A 13205-nucleotide genomic window follows, 5' to 3' on the forward strand; every position below is an offset into this window, starting at 1 on the left:
CACGCTCTCGGCGGCTACGGTGGGGCCGTGCCCAAGAACGGTGAACCGGTCGAGTACCAGGTGGGGGAGCGGACCGTCCGCGTGTCCAGTCCCGACAAGGTGTACTTCCCCGAGCGCGGGATCACCAAGCGGCAGGTTGCCGAGTACTACCTGGCCGTCGCGGAACCGTTGCTGGCGGCGGTGGGCGAGCGGCCGACGACGCTCAAGCGCTACCCGGACGGCGTTACCGGCGAGTACTTCTACGCCAAGCGGCTGCCCAAGGGGGCGCCGCCGTGGGTGGAGACCGCGCGGATCACGTTCCCGTCCGGGCGGACCGCCGACGAGGTGTGCCCGACCGAACCCGCGGTGCTGCTCTGGGCGGCGAACCTGGGCACGTTCGACTTCCACCCGTGGCCCGTGCGCCGCTCGGACGTCGACCGGCCCGACGAACTGCGCGTGGACGTGGACCCGTCGGACGAGACCGGGTTCGACGATGCCGTGCGGGTCGCGCAGACGGTGCGCGAGGTGCTCGACGACGCGGGGCTGATGGGATACCCGAAGACGTCCGGCGGCCGCGGCGTGCACGTCCGGGTGCGGATCCGGCCCGAGTGGGACTTCATCGCCGTGCGGCACGCCGTGATCGCGCTGGGCCGCGAGGTGGAGCGGCGGCTGCCGAAGCTCGCGACGATCGCGTGGTGGAAGGAAGAGCGCCAGGGCCGGGTGTTCCTGGACTACAACCAGGCGGCTCGTGACCGCACGATCGCCTCGGCGTGGTCGGTGCGCGGCACGCTCCGGGCGACGGTGTCGACGCCCGTGACGTGGGAGCAGCTGGCGGAGGTTCACCCGGACGACTTCGACGTGTTCACGGTGCCCCAGTGGTACGCCGAACACGGCGACCCGCACGCGGCGCTGGAGTCGGAGGCGTTCGGGCTGGAGACCCTGCTGGAGTGGTACGCCCGCGACGAGCGGGACCACGGACTGGGGGAGATGCCGTACCCGCCGGATTACCCGAAAATGCCAGGGGAGCCCAAGCGCGTGCAGCCGAGCAAGGCACGGCCGGAGTGAAAGCGCTTTCAGGAGTTGATCAGCTGGTGCACGCGCAGCAGCTTCGCGCAGGCCGTGGAGGCCCGCGCGAAGCTCGAACGGCGGAGAACCGCACGGCACTGCCCCGATGGGAGCAGCCCCTCACCCCACCTGGGGCAGCACCTCCGCGGCGAGGCGTTCCATCTGCTCCGCCTGGTCGTACACCGGCGTGAACAGGATGAGTTCCGCGCCCGCCTCGGCGACTTCCCGCACGCCGCGCACGCACTCCGCGGGCGTCCCCGCCACGGCGACGGCCTCCAGGCCCCGCTTGCCGTAGATCGCCTCGAGACCGTCGGCCATGCGGCTGCGGGCGCGGTCACCGTCGTCCTCGACGGCGACGTAAATCCGTTTCGCGATGGGGAAATCCGGGTTCTCCGCGCGCGCGATCCGCACCTGCTCGGCGAACTTCTCGGTCGTCGTGGAGCCCGCGCCGAAGAAGCCGTCCCCGTGCCGGACGGCGCGGCGCAACGCGTTCGGGTGGCTGCCGCCGAACCACACGGGCGGCCCGGGCTTCTGGAACGGCTTCGGCTCCATCGGCGCCCCCGACAGCTGCCAGAACCGGCCCTCGAACGTCACCTCCGGCCGCGTCCACAGCGCCCGCATCACCTCCAGCCCCTCCAGGAACCGCGCCACCAGTGCCTCCCCGTCGACGCCGAACGCCGCGAACGGGCGCGCGCGGCCGCCCGTGCCGATGCCGACCTCCAGCCGGCCGCGGCTGAGCTGGTCCAGCGACGCGAGGCTCTTCGCCAGGTGCACCGGGTTGTGCAGCGGCGTCACGAACACCGCGCAGCCCAGCCGCAGCGTCTCGGTGCACGCGGCCGCGTAGGTCATGGTCTCCAGCGGCGACAGGTGCGGCATCGTGCCGAGGATCTGTTCCTGCGTCCACCCGCTGTGGAAGCCCAGCTCCTCGGCTCGGCGGACGTAGGCGCGGAACGTGCCGGGGTCGAACTCGCCGTCGGCGGCGAACTGGGGGATGGAGATCGCGAAGCGCATACCCGGAAATGTAGTCGCCGCGCCCGCTGTTGATCCCGGTATGAGGCTTTCCGTGCTGGACCGGTCGCGCACGCGCGAGGGGGCGAGCCACGCGGACGCGCTGCGCGACACCGTCGAGTTCGCGAAGCAGGCCGAAGCGCTGGGCTACCACCGGTTCTGGGTGTCCGAGCACCACAGCGTGCCCGGCGTGGCGGGATCCGCGCCGACCGTGCTCGCGGCCGCCGTCGCCGCCGCGACCGAGCAGATCCGCGTCGGGACCGGCGGCGTGATGCTGCCCAACCACCGCCCGCTCGTCGTCGCCGAGCAGTTCGGCGTGCTGGCGTCGCTGTTCCCCGGGCGCATCGACATGGGGCTCGGCCGCTCGGTCGGGTTCACCGGCGGGGTCCGCCGCGCGCTCGGCCACGACAAGGACGACGCCGACCGGTTCGGCGAGCAGGTCCGGGAACTGCTGGGCTTCCTCGACGGGACTCAGCGCGCGTTCCCCGGCGTGCACGCGTTCCCGGCCGAGGGGCTCCGCGTGCCGCCGTTCCTGCTGGCCACCGGCTCCGGCGCGGACCTCGCCGCCGAGCTGGGCCTGCCGCTGGTGATCGGCGCCGTGCGCGGCGAGCAGCGGATGCTGGACGCCATCGGCCGGTACCGGGAGAACTTCCGCCCGTCGTCCTGGTCGCCGTACCCGTACGTCGTCGTGTCGGTCACCGCGGCCGCCGCGGAGACCGCCGAGCAGGCCGAGCGGCTGCTGGTGCCGGAGGCGTGGTCGGCCGCCTACTCCCGCACGCACGGGGTGTTCCCGCCGCTGCTGCCGGCCGAAGAGGTCCTCGCGCTGGACATGTCCGAGCGCGAACGCCGCCTGTTCACCGAGGCGATGCGCGGGCAGATCCGGGGCACCGCCGAGGAAGCCGCGCGCGAGCTGCGCGCGCTGGCCGAGCGGTCGGGCGCCGACGAGATCCTGCTGACCACCAGCACCTACGACCGGGCCGAGATGCTCGACTCCTACTCGCGGCTCGCGGACAGCTTCCTGAGCCGGACCGCCACGACGGCGAACACCACGATCGTCAGCCAGATGTAGGCGTTGTGGTAGAGGAAGCCGAGCCCGTGCCAGTCGGGGAAGTCGAGCACGGTGCCGTGCTCGACGCCGAGTAGCGGCAGCACGTTGCCGGACACGAGGAACGCCGTGACGACGAGCGCGAGCCACGCGCCCCACGCCCGCGGCCGCAGCGAGGCGTCGAGCAGGCACACCAGCAGCGCGCCGAGCCACACCCAGTGGTGCACCCAGCTGTAGGGCGAGACGAGCGTCGTCGCCAGGCCGCACAGCACCACCGCGAGCAGCTCCTGGCGGCCGAACGACAGGCGCCGCGCGAGCCACAGGCACAGCAGCGCGAGCGCCACCGCCGCGAGGAACCACACGACCTTCCAGCCGCCGCCCAGCCCGATGTCACGGGCGAACATGCCGCGCAGCGACTCGTTCGACGGGTTCTCCGGCACACCCACGCGCGTGGGGTCGGCGAAGGCGCCGGACCAGTACGTCTTCGAGTCGTGCGGGAGCACCAGGAACCCGAGCACGACGGTGCCGACGAGCGACGCGGCCGACACCGCCGCCGCCCGGTACCGCCGCGTGAACAGGAAGTACCCGATGAAGAAGGCCGGGGTGAGCTTGATGCCGGCCGCGATACCGGTGAGCACGCCCTTGCCGCGGAACGAGTCCGGCAGCAGCGCGTCGACCAGCACCAGCGCCATCAGCGCGAGGTTGACCTGCCCGAACGCCATCGTCTCGCGCACCGGCTCGCACCACAGCAGCAGCGCCGAGACGGGCAGGCTGAACACGACGAGCCGCAGGTCGCGGCGGTAGTTCAGCAGCGCGAGCGCGGCCCACACGGCGACCGCCAGCACGAGGAAGTTGCCGATGCCGCCCACGTAGGAGAAGGCGACCCCGGTGATCTTCGCCAGCGGCGCGAACAGCAGCGCCGAGAACGGGGTGTAGACGAACTCCCACTCGCCGCGGGTGTGGCCGAGCAGTGGCGTGTCGTACACCGACGTGCCGTCGAGCACGCGTTCCCCGGCGATGCGGTACACCCCGAGGTCGAGCAGGTGCAGGTGGCTGCCCACGTCCTCGAGCAGCTCCTTGAGGAACCAGCCCCCGGCGAGCACGCCCAGCACGAGGATCGCCCAGAAGGCCGGTGCGGGCAGCACTCGCCTCTCCGGGGCCGAGGGCGACGGCGCGGCTGCCGGAGCCTCGACGGCGGATGACGACACGGCTTACCCCCAGTGTGGGACTTGACCAATGGCGACTGCCAAGCGTAACGGCAGACGGGGATCGCTCCTAGGCGGGGCAGAGGGTGCCGTTCGCGGGCACCCTTCCGTCCACGAGGAATGCCCGCACGACCTCGCCCACGCAGGGGGAACCCAGCGCCCCGTGCCCCGCGCCCTGCCACGAGACCCGCACCGCGCTCGTCATCTGCTGGGCCGCGCGGGTCGTGCCGGTTTCCGGCGTGACCGGGTCGGCCTTCGTGCTCGTCACCAGAACGGGTGGCAGCCCGGCGACTCCGAGTGATGGCAGCGCTTCGGTGCGTCCCGGCCACGGCAGGCACCACAGGAGCCGTTGCGTGACGAGCCCACCGAACAGCGGGGAGCGCTGCCGGAGGGTCTCGGTCAGCGTGCTGACCTGGTTCACCGGCAGCCGGGTGGCGCTGTCGTTGCACAGGGTCGCGAGCGCCGCGTCGAGCCTGGACGGCGCGAGCGGGGAGCCGTTGAGCAGCGGCGCGACGAACGCGGCCAGCGGGGTGGCGTTGCCGGTGCGGGCGGACTGGATCGCGTTCGCCAGCTCCGGCCAGCGCGTCCGGTCCGCGAGCCCGGCGAGGACCGCGTTGAGCGCGACACCCGGCCCGAACTGCACCCCGTTCGCGAGCGTCGGCGGTGCCGCGCGCACCTGGTTCAGCAGCGCGGTGACGACGCCTGCGGCGTCCTTGCCCAGCGGGCAGCCGCGCGCCGCGCAGTCGGCGCCGAACGCTTCGAGCGCGGCCTGCTGCGCCGTCGCGAGTTCACCGAGGACGGTGCCGGGATCGCTGGACGGGTCGGGCATGCCGTCCAGCACCACGCGGCCGACCCGGCCCGGGTAACGGTCGGCGTACGCGGTCACCACGTCGGCGGCTTCCCCGCGGGCGAGCACGTTCAGCTTGGGCACGCCCAGGTCCTCGCGGACGCGGTCGAGGTCGCCGGCCGTGCGCCAGCTGTCCAGCGCCTGCTGGGTGCTGCCCAGCTCGATCGCGCACTGCTGCCCCGCCCGGCGCGCCGCGTCGAGCACGGTGTCCAGCTCGCCGCCCGCCGGGTCCTGGGAGAGCAGCGCGCCCCGCACGTCGCTCGGCACGCAGCCGACGGGATCGGACTCGCCCGTGCCGCGGCGGTCGACGCCGACGAGGGAGAACCGCTGCAGCAGCGCGGGGGGCACGAGCGCCGCCAGGTGCGCGGCGTAGAGCGTGCCGCTCTCGCCGTCGATGTCGTTGAGCACCACGAGCGGGATCGGGCCGTCGCCCGCCTTGAGCACGGCGATGCGGGTCTGCACGCGGCCGGGCAGGTCGGGCGCGTCGAGCACCGACTGCACCTCGCCGCAGCTGAACCGGAGCGAGGCGGGCACCGCGGGGGGTTCCAGGCGGGCGCGCACCTGGGCGTCGCAGTCCGCCCAGTCGATCGACGGGGCCTGCGGGTCGGTCAGCGGTGGCAGCGGCACGGCCTGCGTCGTGCTCACCGGGCTCGACGCGGCGGGCTCGTCGTTCTCCACCACCGCCGGGCGCTGCGAGGGCCCCGCCGTGCACCCGGCGACCAGACCGGGCACCAGTACGGCGAGCAGCAGCAGGAAAGGCCGGCGGAGCAAGACGGATCCCCTCATCCTTCGTCGCGTTCTGCTCCGACCTTCGCACGCCGCCGGTGAGCGGCGGGTAAGCGGGTCAGGGTAGCCGGACCTCGCCCTTGAACACCGCGTCGAGGTCGTAGCGGACGGGTTCGTCGAGCTGCGCGTAACCGCACGAGGCGGGCTCGCGGTCGGGGCGCCAGCGGACGAACTGCGCGGTGTGCCGGAAGCGCGCGGGATGACCGCCTTCGGTGTGCTCGTAGGCCACCTCGACCACCCGTTCCGGGCGCAACGGCACCCACGCCGCTTCGGTGCTGCGCCAGCGCGTGATGCCACCGGGCAGCCGCTGCCCCTCCACCGGGCGGTCGCCGAGCCACGGGTGCTCGCCCTCGGTGATCAGGTCGGCGAGCTCCCCGGCGAGTTCGCGGCGGCGGGCGACGGGGAACGAGCCGACTACGCCGACGTGGTGCAGCACGCCGTTGTCGTCGTAGAGCCCGAGCAGCAGGGAACCGACGGCTTCTCCGGGCTCCGAATCCTTGTGCCACCGCAGGCCCGCCACGACGCAGTCTGCGGTGCGGGTGTGCTTGTACTTGGCCATCACGCGTTTGCCCGGCGCGTACGGCTCGTCGAGCGGCTTGCCGATGACGCCGTCCAGCCCGGCCCCCTCGAACAGGGTGAACCAGTCGCGCGCCACGGCGGCGTCCGTCGTCGCGGGGGTGATGCCGAGGCCGCCGCCCACCAGTTCCTCCAGCCGGGGCCTGCGGGCGCTCGTCGGTTCGTCCACAAAGGACTCGCTGCCGAGCGCGAGCAGGTCGAAGGCGACGAACGTGGCGGGGGTCTGCTCGGCGAGCAGCGTGATCCGGCTGGCCGCCGGGTGGATGCGCTCGGTGAGCGCGTCGAAGTCCAGCCTGCCCCCTCGGGCGACGACGAGTTCGCCGTCCAGCACGACCTGCTCCGGCAGTACCGCCGTCAGCTGCGTCAGCATCTCGGGGAAGTAGCGGTTGAGCGGTTTCCCGGCCCGTGACTGGAGCGTCAGCTCGTCCCCGTCGCGGAAGACGAGGCAGCGGAACCCGTCCCACTTGGGCTCGAACAGCCACCCGGCCTCGTCGGGGATCTGCTTCGCCGGACGGGCGAGCATCGGCTGGATCGGCGGCGACAGCGGCAGCATGCCGGCCATTCTGCCTCAGCGCGGCAGCGGGAGCGTGCGTTCGAAGAACACCAGCGGGCCCTGCAGCGGGTCCTCGTAGAGTTCCTGGAAGCGGAACCCGAGCGCGCGGACCAGGCCGATCGAGGCCGCGTTGTCCGCGGCGATGGTCGCGTAGACGCTGGAGGCGTCGCCGGTCGAATACGCCCAGTCGGTGAGGGCGCGGATCGCCTCGGTGGCGTAGCCGCGGCGCCGGTGGGCGGGCAGGACCTCGTAGCCCAGCTCGACCACGCCGAGTTCGTCGGGCGGGTGGTGGAACCCGGCTTCGCCGACCAGTTCGCGGGTTTCGCGCAGCACGAGCGCGCGGGAGAGCCACGGCGAGGCGGCCGGGTCCTCGCGGACGGCGGCGAGGTTCTCCTCCGCGGGGAGGATGTCGAGCCAGTCGTCGCTCACGGCCGCCTGGAGCTCCGCGGCGAGCCCGGCGGTGTCCCGCCCGACGGCGAGCCGCAGCGCGTGCTCGGACAACTCCACCAGGTCCAGGCGCGCGGACCGGAGAGCGGGCATGCCTTGAGCGTAAGCGGGCTTCCCGCGAACGCCGCCGCCGGCTGCTCTTGATCTCCAGTCCGCTGGAGGTTTTACGGTCGGCGCATGGCACTGAGGGAGTATTCGCAGGAGGAGCTGGCCGCGCAGCCGATCGGCGCGTGGACGGGGGAGGCGTACCGGCGCGTGGTGGGTGCGCTGCGCGCGCAGCTGGCCGTCGAGGACCTCACCCAGCCGCACTGGTGGACGCTCAACCACGTCGCGGGCGCTCCCGGCCGGTGGACCCGCGCGACGCTGGTCGAACGGCTGGCGAAGTACGAGGACCTCGGGATCGACTTCGACGACGTGTTCGACGACCTCGTGGCGCGGGGCTGGCTGGTCGAAACCCCGGAGGGCATGACGTTGACGGAGGCGGGAGAAGCGGGACGGCGGCGGGCCGAGGAGCGCAACCTGCGGGTGCACCGGCAGATGCACGAGGGCATCGACACCGCCGACTTCGTGACCACCGTCAACGTCCTGCGCCGCCTGGTCGCGAACCTCGGCGGGGACGGCGACCTGCCCGGCTGAGCCTAGGCGGCCTTCCGGTACCGCAGCATGGAAAAGCCGTCCTCGTAGAGGATCGACTCCAGCTGGAGGCGGTGGGGCTCGCTCGCCGTGCGGCCCATCGCGATGCGGGGGCCTGCCGCCCCGGCCAGCACCGGGGCGACGGTGAGGCACAGCTGGTCCACCAGGTCCTCCGCGATCAGCTCGCCGAACAGGTGCGGCCCGCCTTCGCAGTCGATCCGCCGCAGGCCGCGGGCGGACAGTTCCTTCAGCGCGGCCGTGAGGTCGATCATCTGCTCGCCCGCGATCAGCACGTCCGCCCCGGCCTCGGCGAGCGCGGCCCGGCGGTCCTCCGGCGCGGCGGCGGTCGTGATGACGATCGGCGGCACCTTGGTGTCGGTGAACAGCGCCGAGGACGGGTCGATCCGCGCGCTGCCGCTGACGACGGCGATCGGCGGCAGGTCGGACAGCCCGAGGCGGCGGCGCCGGGCCTGCCGCTCGGGGTTGGTGCGCGCGCCCCGGTACCCCTCGGCACGCGCCGTGCCCGCGCCGACGAGCACCACGTCGGCGAGGTCGCGGCCGAGCAGGAAGATCCGCTTGTCCGCGGGGGAGGACAGGCCCTCGGACGCGTCGTCGAGGGTGGCGGCGCCGTCGGCGGAGGCGACGAAGTTCACCTGCACCCACGGCCGGTCGAGGTCCCGCGGGTAGCCGTAGAGCCGCTCCAGGTCGTCGTCGGTCACGTCGTCGAGTGGGGTCGGCCACAGCATGCGCATGCCCGGAATCCTAGTGACCGCCCAGCACTACCCTCGGGCTATGCACCTGACCGACCGCCGTCCCGAGATCAGCCCCGACGAGCTGATCTCGGCGCTCGTGCCGCCGCCGCGGTTCGACGCCGTCCGGTTCTCGACCTACATCCCGAACCCGGACGAGCCGAGCCAGGCGCAGGCGGTCGAGTCGTGCGAGGCCTTCGCCGCGCGGATCTCCGCGCGGTCGGGCAGGAAGTCCCGGTTCTTCGGGTTGTTCGGCGGCGGCGAGGACGACGGCGGCAAGCAGGGGCTCTACCTCGACGGCGGGTTCGGTGTCGGCAAGACGCACCTGCTGGCTTCGACCTGGCATGCGGCGCCCGGGCCCAAGGCGTACGGCACGTTCGTGGAGCTGACGAACCTGGTCGGCGCGGTCGGGTTCGCCGAGGCGGTGCGGCGGCTGTCGGAGCACAAGCTGCTCGCGATCGACGAGTTCGAGCTGGACGACCCCGGTGACACGACGCTGGTGAGCCGCCTGCTGCGCGAGCTGACCGACGCGGGCGTGTACGTCGCGGCGACGTCGAACACGCTGCCCGACAAGCTGGGCGAGGGCCGGTTCGCGGCCGAGGACTTCCTGCGGGAGATCCAGTCGCTGTCCGCGCGGTTCTCCGTGACCCGCGTCGACGGCCCCGACTACCGCCACCGCGGCCTGCCCGAACCGCCCCCGCCCGCCGACGACGCGGCGCTGGAGGAGTCGGCGGCCGCGCACGAGGGTTCGACGATCGACGACTTCGACGCGTTGTGCGAGCACCTGGCGAGCCTGCACCCGTCCAAGTACGGGCGGCTCGTCGACGGCGTTTCGCTCGTGCACCTGCGGGGGGTGCACGCGGCGCCGGACCAGAACGTCGCGCTGCGCCTGGTCGCGTTCGCCGACCGGCTCTACGACCGGGCGATCCCGGTGCTCGCCTCGGGGCAGCCGCTTTCGCAGCTGTTCACCGAGGAGATGCTGCAGGGGGGCTACCGGAAGAAGTACCTGCGCGCGGTGAGCCGGCTGATGGCGCTCGCGCGGGATGCGTCGCCAGCGACAGCGTGAGCACGCACGCCACCGCGAAGCAGGTGCCGCCGACGACGTCGAGCGGGTAGTGGTAGCCGGAGCCGACGAGCCCGAACCCGGCCGCGACGGTCACGACGGCGGCGGCGGACACGGTGACCGCACGCGCGGTGCCCGGCCTGGCGAGCAGCACCAGCACGGTCAGCACCGAGACGAGGCCGACGGTGTGCCCGCTCGGGTAGGCGAGGTAGCTGCCGATGTGGTGGTCGAACAGCGGTTTGAGCAGCCACGTGTTGAGCGCCAGCGGCACGGTCGGCCCGGCGAGGCAGAGCAGGACCGCGGCCCGGTCGCGGCGCAGCGCCGACACGGCCACGGCGAGCGCGACGAGCGGGATCAGCACGTACGGTTCGGTCGGGCGCAGGAACAACGACAACAACTCAGGCAGCGCGCTCCCGTCGCCGCGGCCGCGCATGAGCGGTTCCGGTGACCAGATCCCGAGCACGACCACGACGGCCAGTGCCGTTGCCGCCGCGCCGATCCGTGCCTTCACCGCCGCCAGGATACTGACGCCGTGCACGTGGAAACCCTCGCGACGCGGCCGGACCTGCTCGACGCGGCGCTGCGGATCGGTGACATCGGCTTCGAGTTCCTGCAGCACGACGAGATCGGCACGCTGACGAGGGCGGCCCGGCTCGCGCGCCGCTGGCCGGAGCACTTCCTGGTCCTCCTCGACGGCGGCGAGCCGGTGGCGCGCGCGGTGGGGGTGCCGGTGGCGTTTCCCGCGCCGGGCCGGGAGGAACTGCCCGACACCGGCTGGGACGGCGCGATCCTGTGGGCCGCCGAGGACGCGCTCGACGGCCGCCGCCCGACCGCGCTCGCGGCGCTGGACGTGCAGGTGGCGCTGGGGCGGCGCGGGGAAGGGATCGCGGCGGAGGCGTTGCGCGTGCTGGAGGAGTCCGCGCGCGGGCTGTCCCGCCTGGTGGTGCCGGTGCGCCCGACGACCAAGGCCCTGGAACCGCACGTGCCGATGGCGGAGTTCGTGGCGCGCCGCCGGGCGGACGGCCTGCCCGAGGACCCGTGGCTGCGCGTGCACGAACGGCTCGGCGCGCGGTTCGTCAAGATCGCCCCGTTCGCCATGACCGTCAGCGGCACGCTGTGGCAGTGGCACGAGTGGACCGGGAAACCGTTGTCCGATGGCCCGAACGTCGTCGAAGGTGCACTGGTGCCCGTGCTCGCCTCGGTGGCGCACGACTTCGCCGTGTACGTCGAACCCAACGTGTGGGTGGAGTACTAGCCCGTCGGCGTCCCGATCCGGTCTCGCTCCAGTGCGGCGCGCAGGAGTGAGAGGGCCCGGGCGGCGGCCGACAGCTGCGCGCCGGTGAGCGGGCCGCCGAGCAGTTCCGACAGGCGGTCCGTGACGGTCCGCTCGGCGGCCTCGGCCAGCTGCGCTCCCTCGTCGGTCAGCACCAGCAACGACGATCGCCGGTCGGCCGGGTTCGGCTGCCGCGCGATCCAGCCGCGCTGCTCCAGGCGGTCCATCCCCTTGCTGGTCGCCCCGATGCCGATGACGAACTCGGCCGCCAGTTCCGCGACCCGTGCGCCGGGGTGTTCGCGCAGGTAGCGCAGGAACTCGTACTGCGACGTGACGATGCCGTGCCGTTCCCGCAGGCGGTCGTTGAGCGCGTTGTACAGACGCGTCTCGCAGCGGACCAGGTCGGCGAACAACGACTTATATTCCACGGCATATACTGTACCGGCATGTACTTTCGGAAGGAGCGGGGATGAGCAAGGCGCAACGGGAAAAGATCGACGCGATGCTGCGTGCGCCGCGGCCGGCGGGGCCGCGTTCGGTCGAGGCGATCCGGGCGGGCTTCGCGGAGCTGATGGCGACCATGATCGTGCCGGAGGGGATCCGCACCACGGAGACGGAACTCGGCGGCCACCGGACGCTGCTGGTCGAACCGGAGGGCGAGGCGCGCCCGGGCACGATCCTGTACTTCCACGGCGGCTCCTTCGTGTTCGGCTCGCCGGAGACCGCGCTGTCGCTGACCGGGAACCTGGTGGCCAGAACCGGTTTCAGGGCGTTGTCGGTGGACTACCGGCTCGCGCCGGAACACCCGTTCCCGGCCGCGATCGAGGACACGGTCAGCGCCTACCGCGCCCTCCTCGAAGGCGGTGCCGACCCCGCGACCGTCGCGTTCGCCGGGGACTCGGCCGGCGGTGGGCTCACCGTCACGACGTGCCTCGCGGCCCGCGCCGCCGGCCTGCCGCTGCCCGCCGCGATCGTGGCGTTCTCGCCGGGGCTCGACGCCACCAGGACGGGCGAGAGCATGGACAGCAAGGCGGGCATCGACCCGCTGTTCACGCGCGAGGGCCTGGAGTACACGGGATCGATGTACCTCGCGGGGGCGGACCCGGCCCAGGAGCTGCTGAGCCCCGCGGTGTTCGCCGACCTGACGGGGTTCCCGCCGATGCTGCTCCAGGTGGGCACGAACGAAATCCTGCTGGACGACTCGACGCGCCTGGCGGCGCGCGCGAGGGACGCCGGGGTCGACGTGATCCTCGACGTCGTCGCCGGCGTGCCGCACGTGTTCCAGTCGTTCGCGGGCGTGCTCGACGAGGCCGACGAGGCACTCGACCGCGCCGCGCTGTTCCTCACCCAGCGGCTCTAGATGTGATGTCCAGGGAGGTTGGTCAGCCGGGTGATGGGGGGTTTGCCGCCGGTTGAGCTGTGGGGTCGGTGGTGATTGTAGAAGTGCAGCCAGCCTGGTAGCGCGGCCCGGCGCAGTGTTTCGGATGGGTAGAAGCGGGCGTAGGCCCAGCCCTCGGCCAGGGTGCGGTGGAACCGTTCGAGCTTGCCGTTGGTTTGCGGCCGGTAGGGCCGGGTCCGTTTCGGGGTGATTCCCAGCTCGGTGCACGTGTCGCGCCAAGCGTGGGACCGGTAGGCCGACCCGTTGTCCGACACCACACGCTCGACGGTGACGCCGAGGTCGGCGAACCACGCGACCGCCCGGCGCAGGACCGCGGTGGCGGTGGCGGCGGTCTCATCTGGGTGGATCTCGGCGTAGGCGACACGGGAGTGGTCATCGAGCACCGTGTGTACGAAGGCGGTGCCGGTGCGTGGGCCTGCGATAGGCGTTGCGCGGCAAGCCGGGTGTAGCTCGTTTGTTGCGGGCGCCCTGCTGTCGGCCGAGGTAGCGGTGTCCGCCACCGTCGGGGATGTTGCCGAACTTGGTGACATCGACATGGATCAGCGAGCCGGGGTGGTCGTGTTCGTAGCGGCGCAGG

Annotated in this window: 14 protein-coding genes and 1 pseudogene; 6 read left to right on the forward strand and 9 right to left on the reverse strand. The window is 72.7% G+C overall.

What is annotated here, in order from left to right; translation table 11 throughout:
* Positions 1-27: 27 nt before the first annotated feature.
* Positions 28-1044, forward strand: coding sequence for a non-homologous end-joining DNA ligase (ligD, locus tag ABFX51_RS16970; RefSeq protein ID WP_346054197.1), 1017 nt, complete (start codon positions 28-30; stop codon positions 1042-1044).
* 120 nt (positions 1045-1164) lie between these two features.
* On the opposite strand, the gene ABFX51_RS16975 is transcribed toward ligD, so the two are convergent.
* Positions 1165-2055, reverse strand: coding sequence for an LLM class flavin-dependent oxidoreductase (locus ABFX51_RS16975; RefSeq protein WP_346054198.1), 891 nt, complete (start codon positions 2053-2055; stop codon positions 1165-1167).
* Between the two features lie 40 nt (positions 2056-2095).
* Between ABFX51_RS16975 and ABFX51_RS16980 the strand changes: the two genes are divergently transcribed.
* The gene (locus tag ABFX51_RS16980) at positions 2096-3121 is read left to right on the forward strand and encodes an MsnO8 family LLM class oxidoreductase (protein WP_346054199.1); all 1026 of its coding nucleotides are present in this window, start codon (positions 2096-2098) and stop codon (positions 3119-3121) included.
* On the opposite strand, the gene ABFX51_RS16985 is transcribed toward ABFX51_RS16980, so the two are convergent.
* From ABFX51_RS16985 to ABFX51_RS17000, 4 genes are all read right to left on the reverse strand, one after another.
* The gene (locus ABFX51_RS16985; protein WP_245783172.1) at positions 3046-4242 is read right to left on the reverse strand and encodes a glycosyltransferase 87 family protein; all 1197 of its coding nucleotides are present in this window, start codon (positions 4240-4242) and stop codon (positions 3046-3048) included. The two genes, ABFX51_RS16980 and ABFX51_RS16985, sit on opposite strands and share 76 nt — an antisense overlap.
* 130 nt (positions 4243-4372) lie before the next feature.
* A complete protein-coding gene (locus ABFX51_RS16990; RefSeq protein WP_346054200.1) occupies positions 4373-5935 on the reverse strand; it encodes an alpha/beta hydrolase in 1563 nt (520 codons plus the stop codon).
* 58 nt (positions 5936-5993) lie between these two features.
* Positions 5994-7064, reverse strand: a complete 1071-nt coding sequence (locus tag ABFX51_RS16995; RefSeq protein WP_428832478.1) for an ATP-dependent DNA ligase — start codon at positions 7062-7064, stop codon at positions 5994-5996.
* 15 nt (positions 7065-7079) lie between these two features.
* Positions 7080-7604: a GNAT family N-acetyltransferase gene (locus tag ABFX51_RS17000; protein WP_091510328.1), complete on the reverse strand. Its 525-nt coding sequence runs from the start codon at positions 7602-7604 to the stop codon at positions 7080-7082.
* Between the two features lie 84 nt (positions 7605-7688).
* Between ABFX51_RS17000 and ABFX51_RS17005 the strand changes: the two genes are divergently transcribed.
* Complete coding sequence (locus ABFX51_RS17005) at positions 7689-8147, forward strand: MarR family transcriptional regulator (protein WP_091510330.1); 459 nt, start codon at positions 7689-7691, stop codon at positions 8145-8147.
* 2 nt (positions 8148-8149) lie between these two features.
* Here ABFX51_RS17005 and ABFX51_RS17010 read toward each other — a convergent pair whose 3' ends face one another.
* Positions 8150-8896 carry a pyrimidine reductase family protein gene (locus ABFX51_RS17010; protein ID WP_091510333.1) on the reverse strand — a complete coding sequence of 249 codons (747 nt, stop codon included), beginning with the start codon at positions 8894-8896 and terminating at the stop codon, positions 8150-8152.
* A gap of 40 nt (positions 8897-8936) precedes the next feature.
* Between ABFX51_RS17010 and zapE the strand changes: the two genes are divergently transcribed.
* The gene (zapE, locus tag ABFX51_RS17015; protein WP_091510335.1) at positions 8937-9959 is read left to right on the forward strand and encodes a cell division protein ZapE; all 1023 of its coding nucleotides are present in this window, start codon (positions 8937-8939) and stop codon (positions 9957-9959) included.
* Here zapE and ABFX51_RS17020 read toward each other — a convergent pair.
* A complete protein-coding gene (locus ABFX51_RS17020; RefSeq protein WP_346054202.1) occupies positions 9859-10467 on the reverse strand; it encodes a phosphatase PAP2 family protein in 609 nt (202 codons plus the stop codon). The two genes, zapE and ABFX51_RS17020, sit on opposite strands and share 101 nt — an antisense overlap.
* Positions 10468-10488: 21 nt before the next feature.
* On the opposite strand from ABFX51_RS17020, the gene ABFX51_RS17025 reads away from it, so the two are divergent.
* Complete coding sequence (locus tag ABFX51_RS17025) at positions 10489-11211, forward strand: Long-chain-fatty-acid--CoA ligase (RefSeq protein ID WP_346054203.1); 723 nt, start codon at positions 10489-10491, stop codon at positions 11209-11211.
* On the opposite strand, the gene ABFX51_RS17030 is transcribed toward ABFX51_RS17025, so the two are convergent.
* The gene (locus tag ABFX51_RS17030) at positions 11208-11657 is read right to left on the reverse strand and encodes a MarR family winged helix-turn-helix transcriptional regulator (protein ID WP_346054204.1); all 450 of its coding nucleotides are present in this window, start codon (positions 11655-11657) and stop codon (positions 11208-11210) included. The genes ABFX51_RS17025 and ABFX51_RS17030 overlap by 4 nt on opposite strands.
* Before the next feature lie 41 nt (positions 11658-11698).
* On the opposite strand from ABFX51_RS17030, the gene ABFX51_RS17035 reads away from it, so the two are divergent.
* Positions 11699-12589, forward strand: coding sequence for an alpha/beta hydrolase (locus tag ABFX51_RS17035; RefSeq protein WP_346054205.1), 891 nt, complete (start codon positions 11699-11701; stop codon positions 12587-12589).
* Here the strand turns inward: ABFX51_RS17035 and ABFX51_RS17040 are convergent.
* A pseudogene (locus ABFX51_RS17040) lies at positions 12586-13205 on the reverse strand (IS481 family transposase); the annotation flags it as partial. The gene ABFX51_RS17035 and the pseudogene ABFX51_RS17040 sit on opposite strands and share 4 nt — an antisense overlap.

It is taken from the genome of Amycolatopsis dongchuanensis, from assembly GCF_039542405.1.
Classification (GTDB): Bacteria; Actinomycetota; Actinomycetes; order Mycobacteriales; family Pseudonocardiaceae; genus Amycolatopsis_E; species Amycolatopsis_E sacchari.

Bases quoted from the DNA above. Each gene is read 5' to 3' on its own strand.
- ABFX51_RS16975 (WP_346054198.1), bottom strand. From the start codon at position 2,055: ATGCGCTTCGCGATCTCCATCCCCCAGTTCGCCGCCGACGGCGAGTTC.
- ABFX51_RS17035 (WP_346054205.1), top strand. From the start codon at position 11,699: ATGAGCAAGGCGCAACGGGAAAAGATCGACGCGATGCTGCGTGCGCCG.
- ABFX51_RS17010 (WP_091510333.1), bottom strand. From the start codon at position 8,896: ATGCGCATGCTGTGGCCGACCCCACTCGACGACGTGACCGACGACGAC.
- ABFX51_RS17005 (WP_091510330.1), top strand. From the start codon at position 7,689: ATGGCACTGAGGGAGTATTCGCAGGAGGAGCTGGCCGCGCAGCCGATC.
- ABFX51_RS16995 (WP_428832478.1), bottom strand. From the start codon at position 7,064: ATGCTGCCGCTGTCGCCGCCGATCCAGCCGATGCTCGCCCGTCCGGCG.
- zapE (WP_091510335.1), top strand. From the start codon at position 8,937: ATGCACCTGACCGACCGCCGTCCCGAGATCAGCCCCGACGAGCTGATC.
- ABFX51_RS16980 (WP_346054199.1), top strand. From the start codon at position 2,096: ATGAGGCTTTCCGTGCTGGACCGGTCGCGCACGCGCGAGGGGGCGAGC.
- ABFX51_RS17000 (WP_091510328.1), bottom strand. From the start codon at position 7,604: ATGCCCGCTCTCCGGTCCGCGCGCCTGGACCTGGTGGAGTTGTCCGAG.
- ABFX51_RS16990 (WP_346054200.1), bottom strand. From the start codon at position 5,935: ATGAGGGGATCCGTCTTGCTCCGCCGGCCTTTCCTGCTGCTGCTCGCC.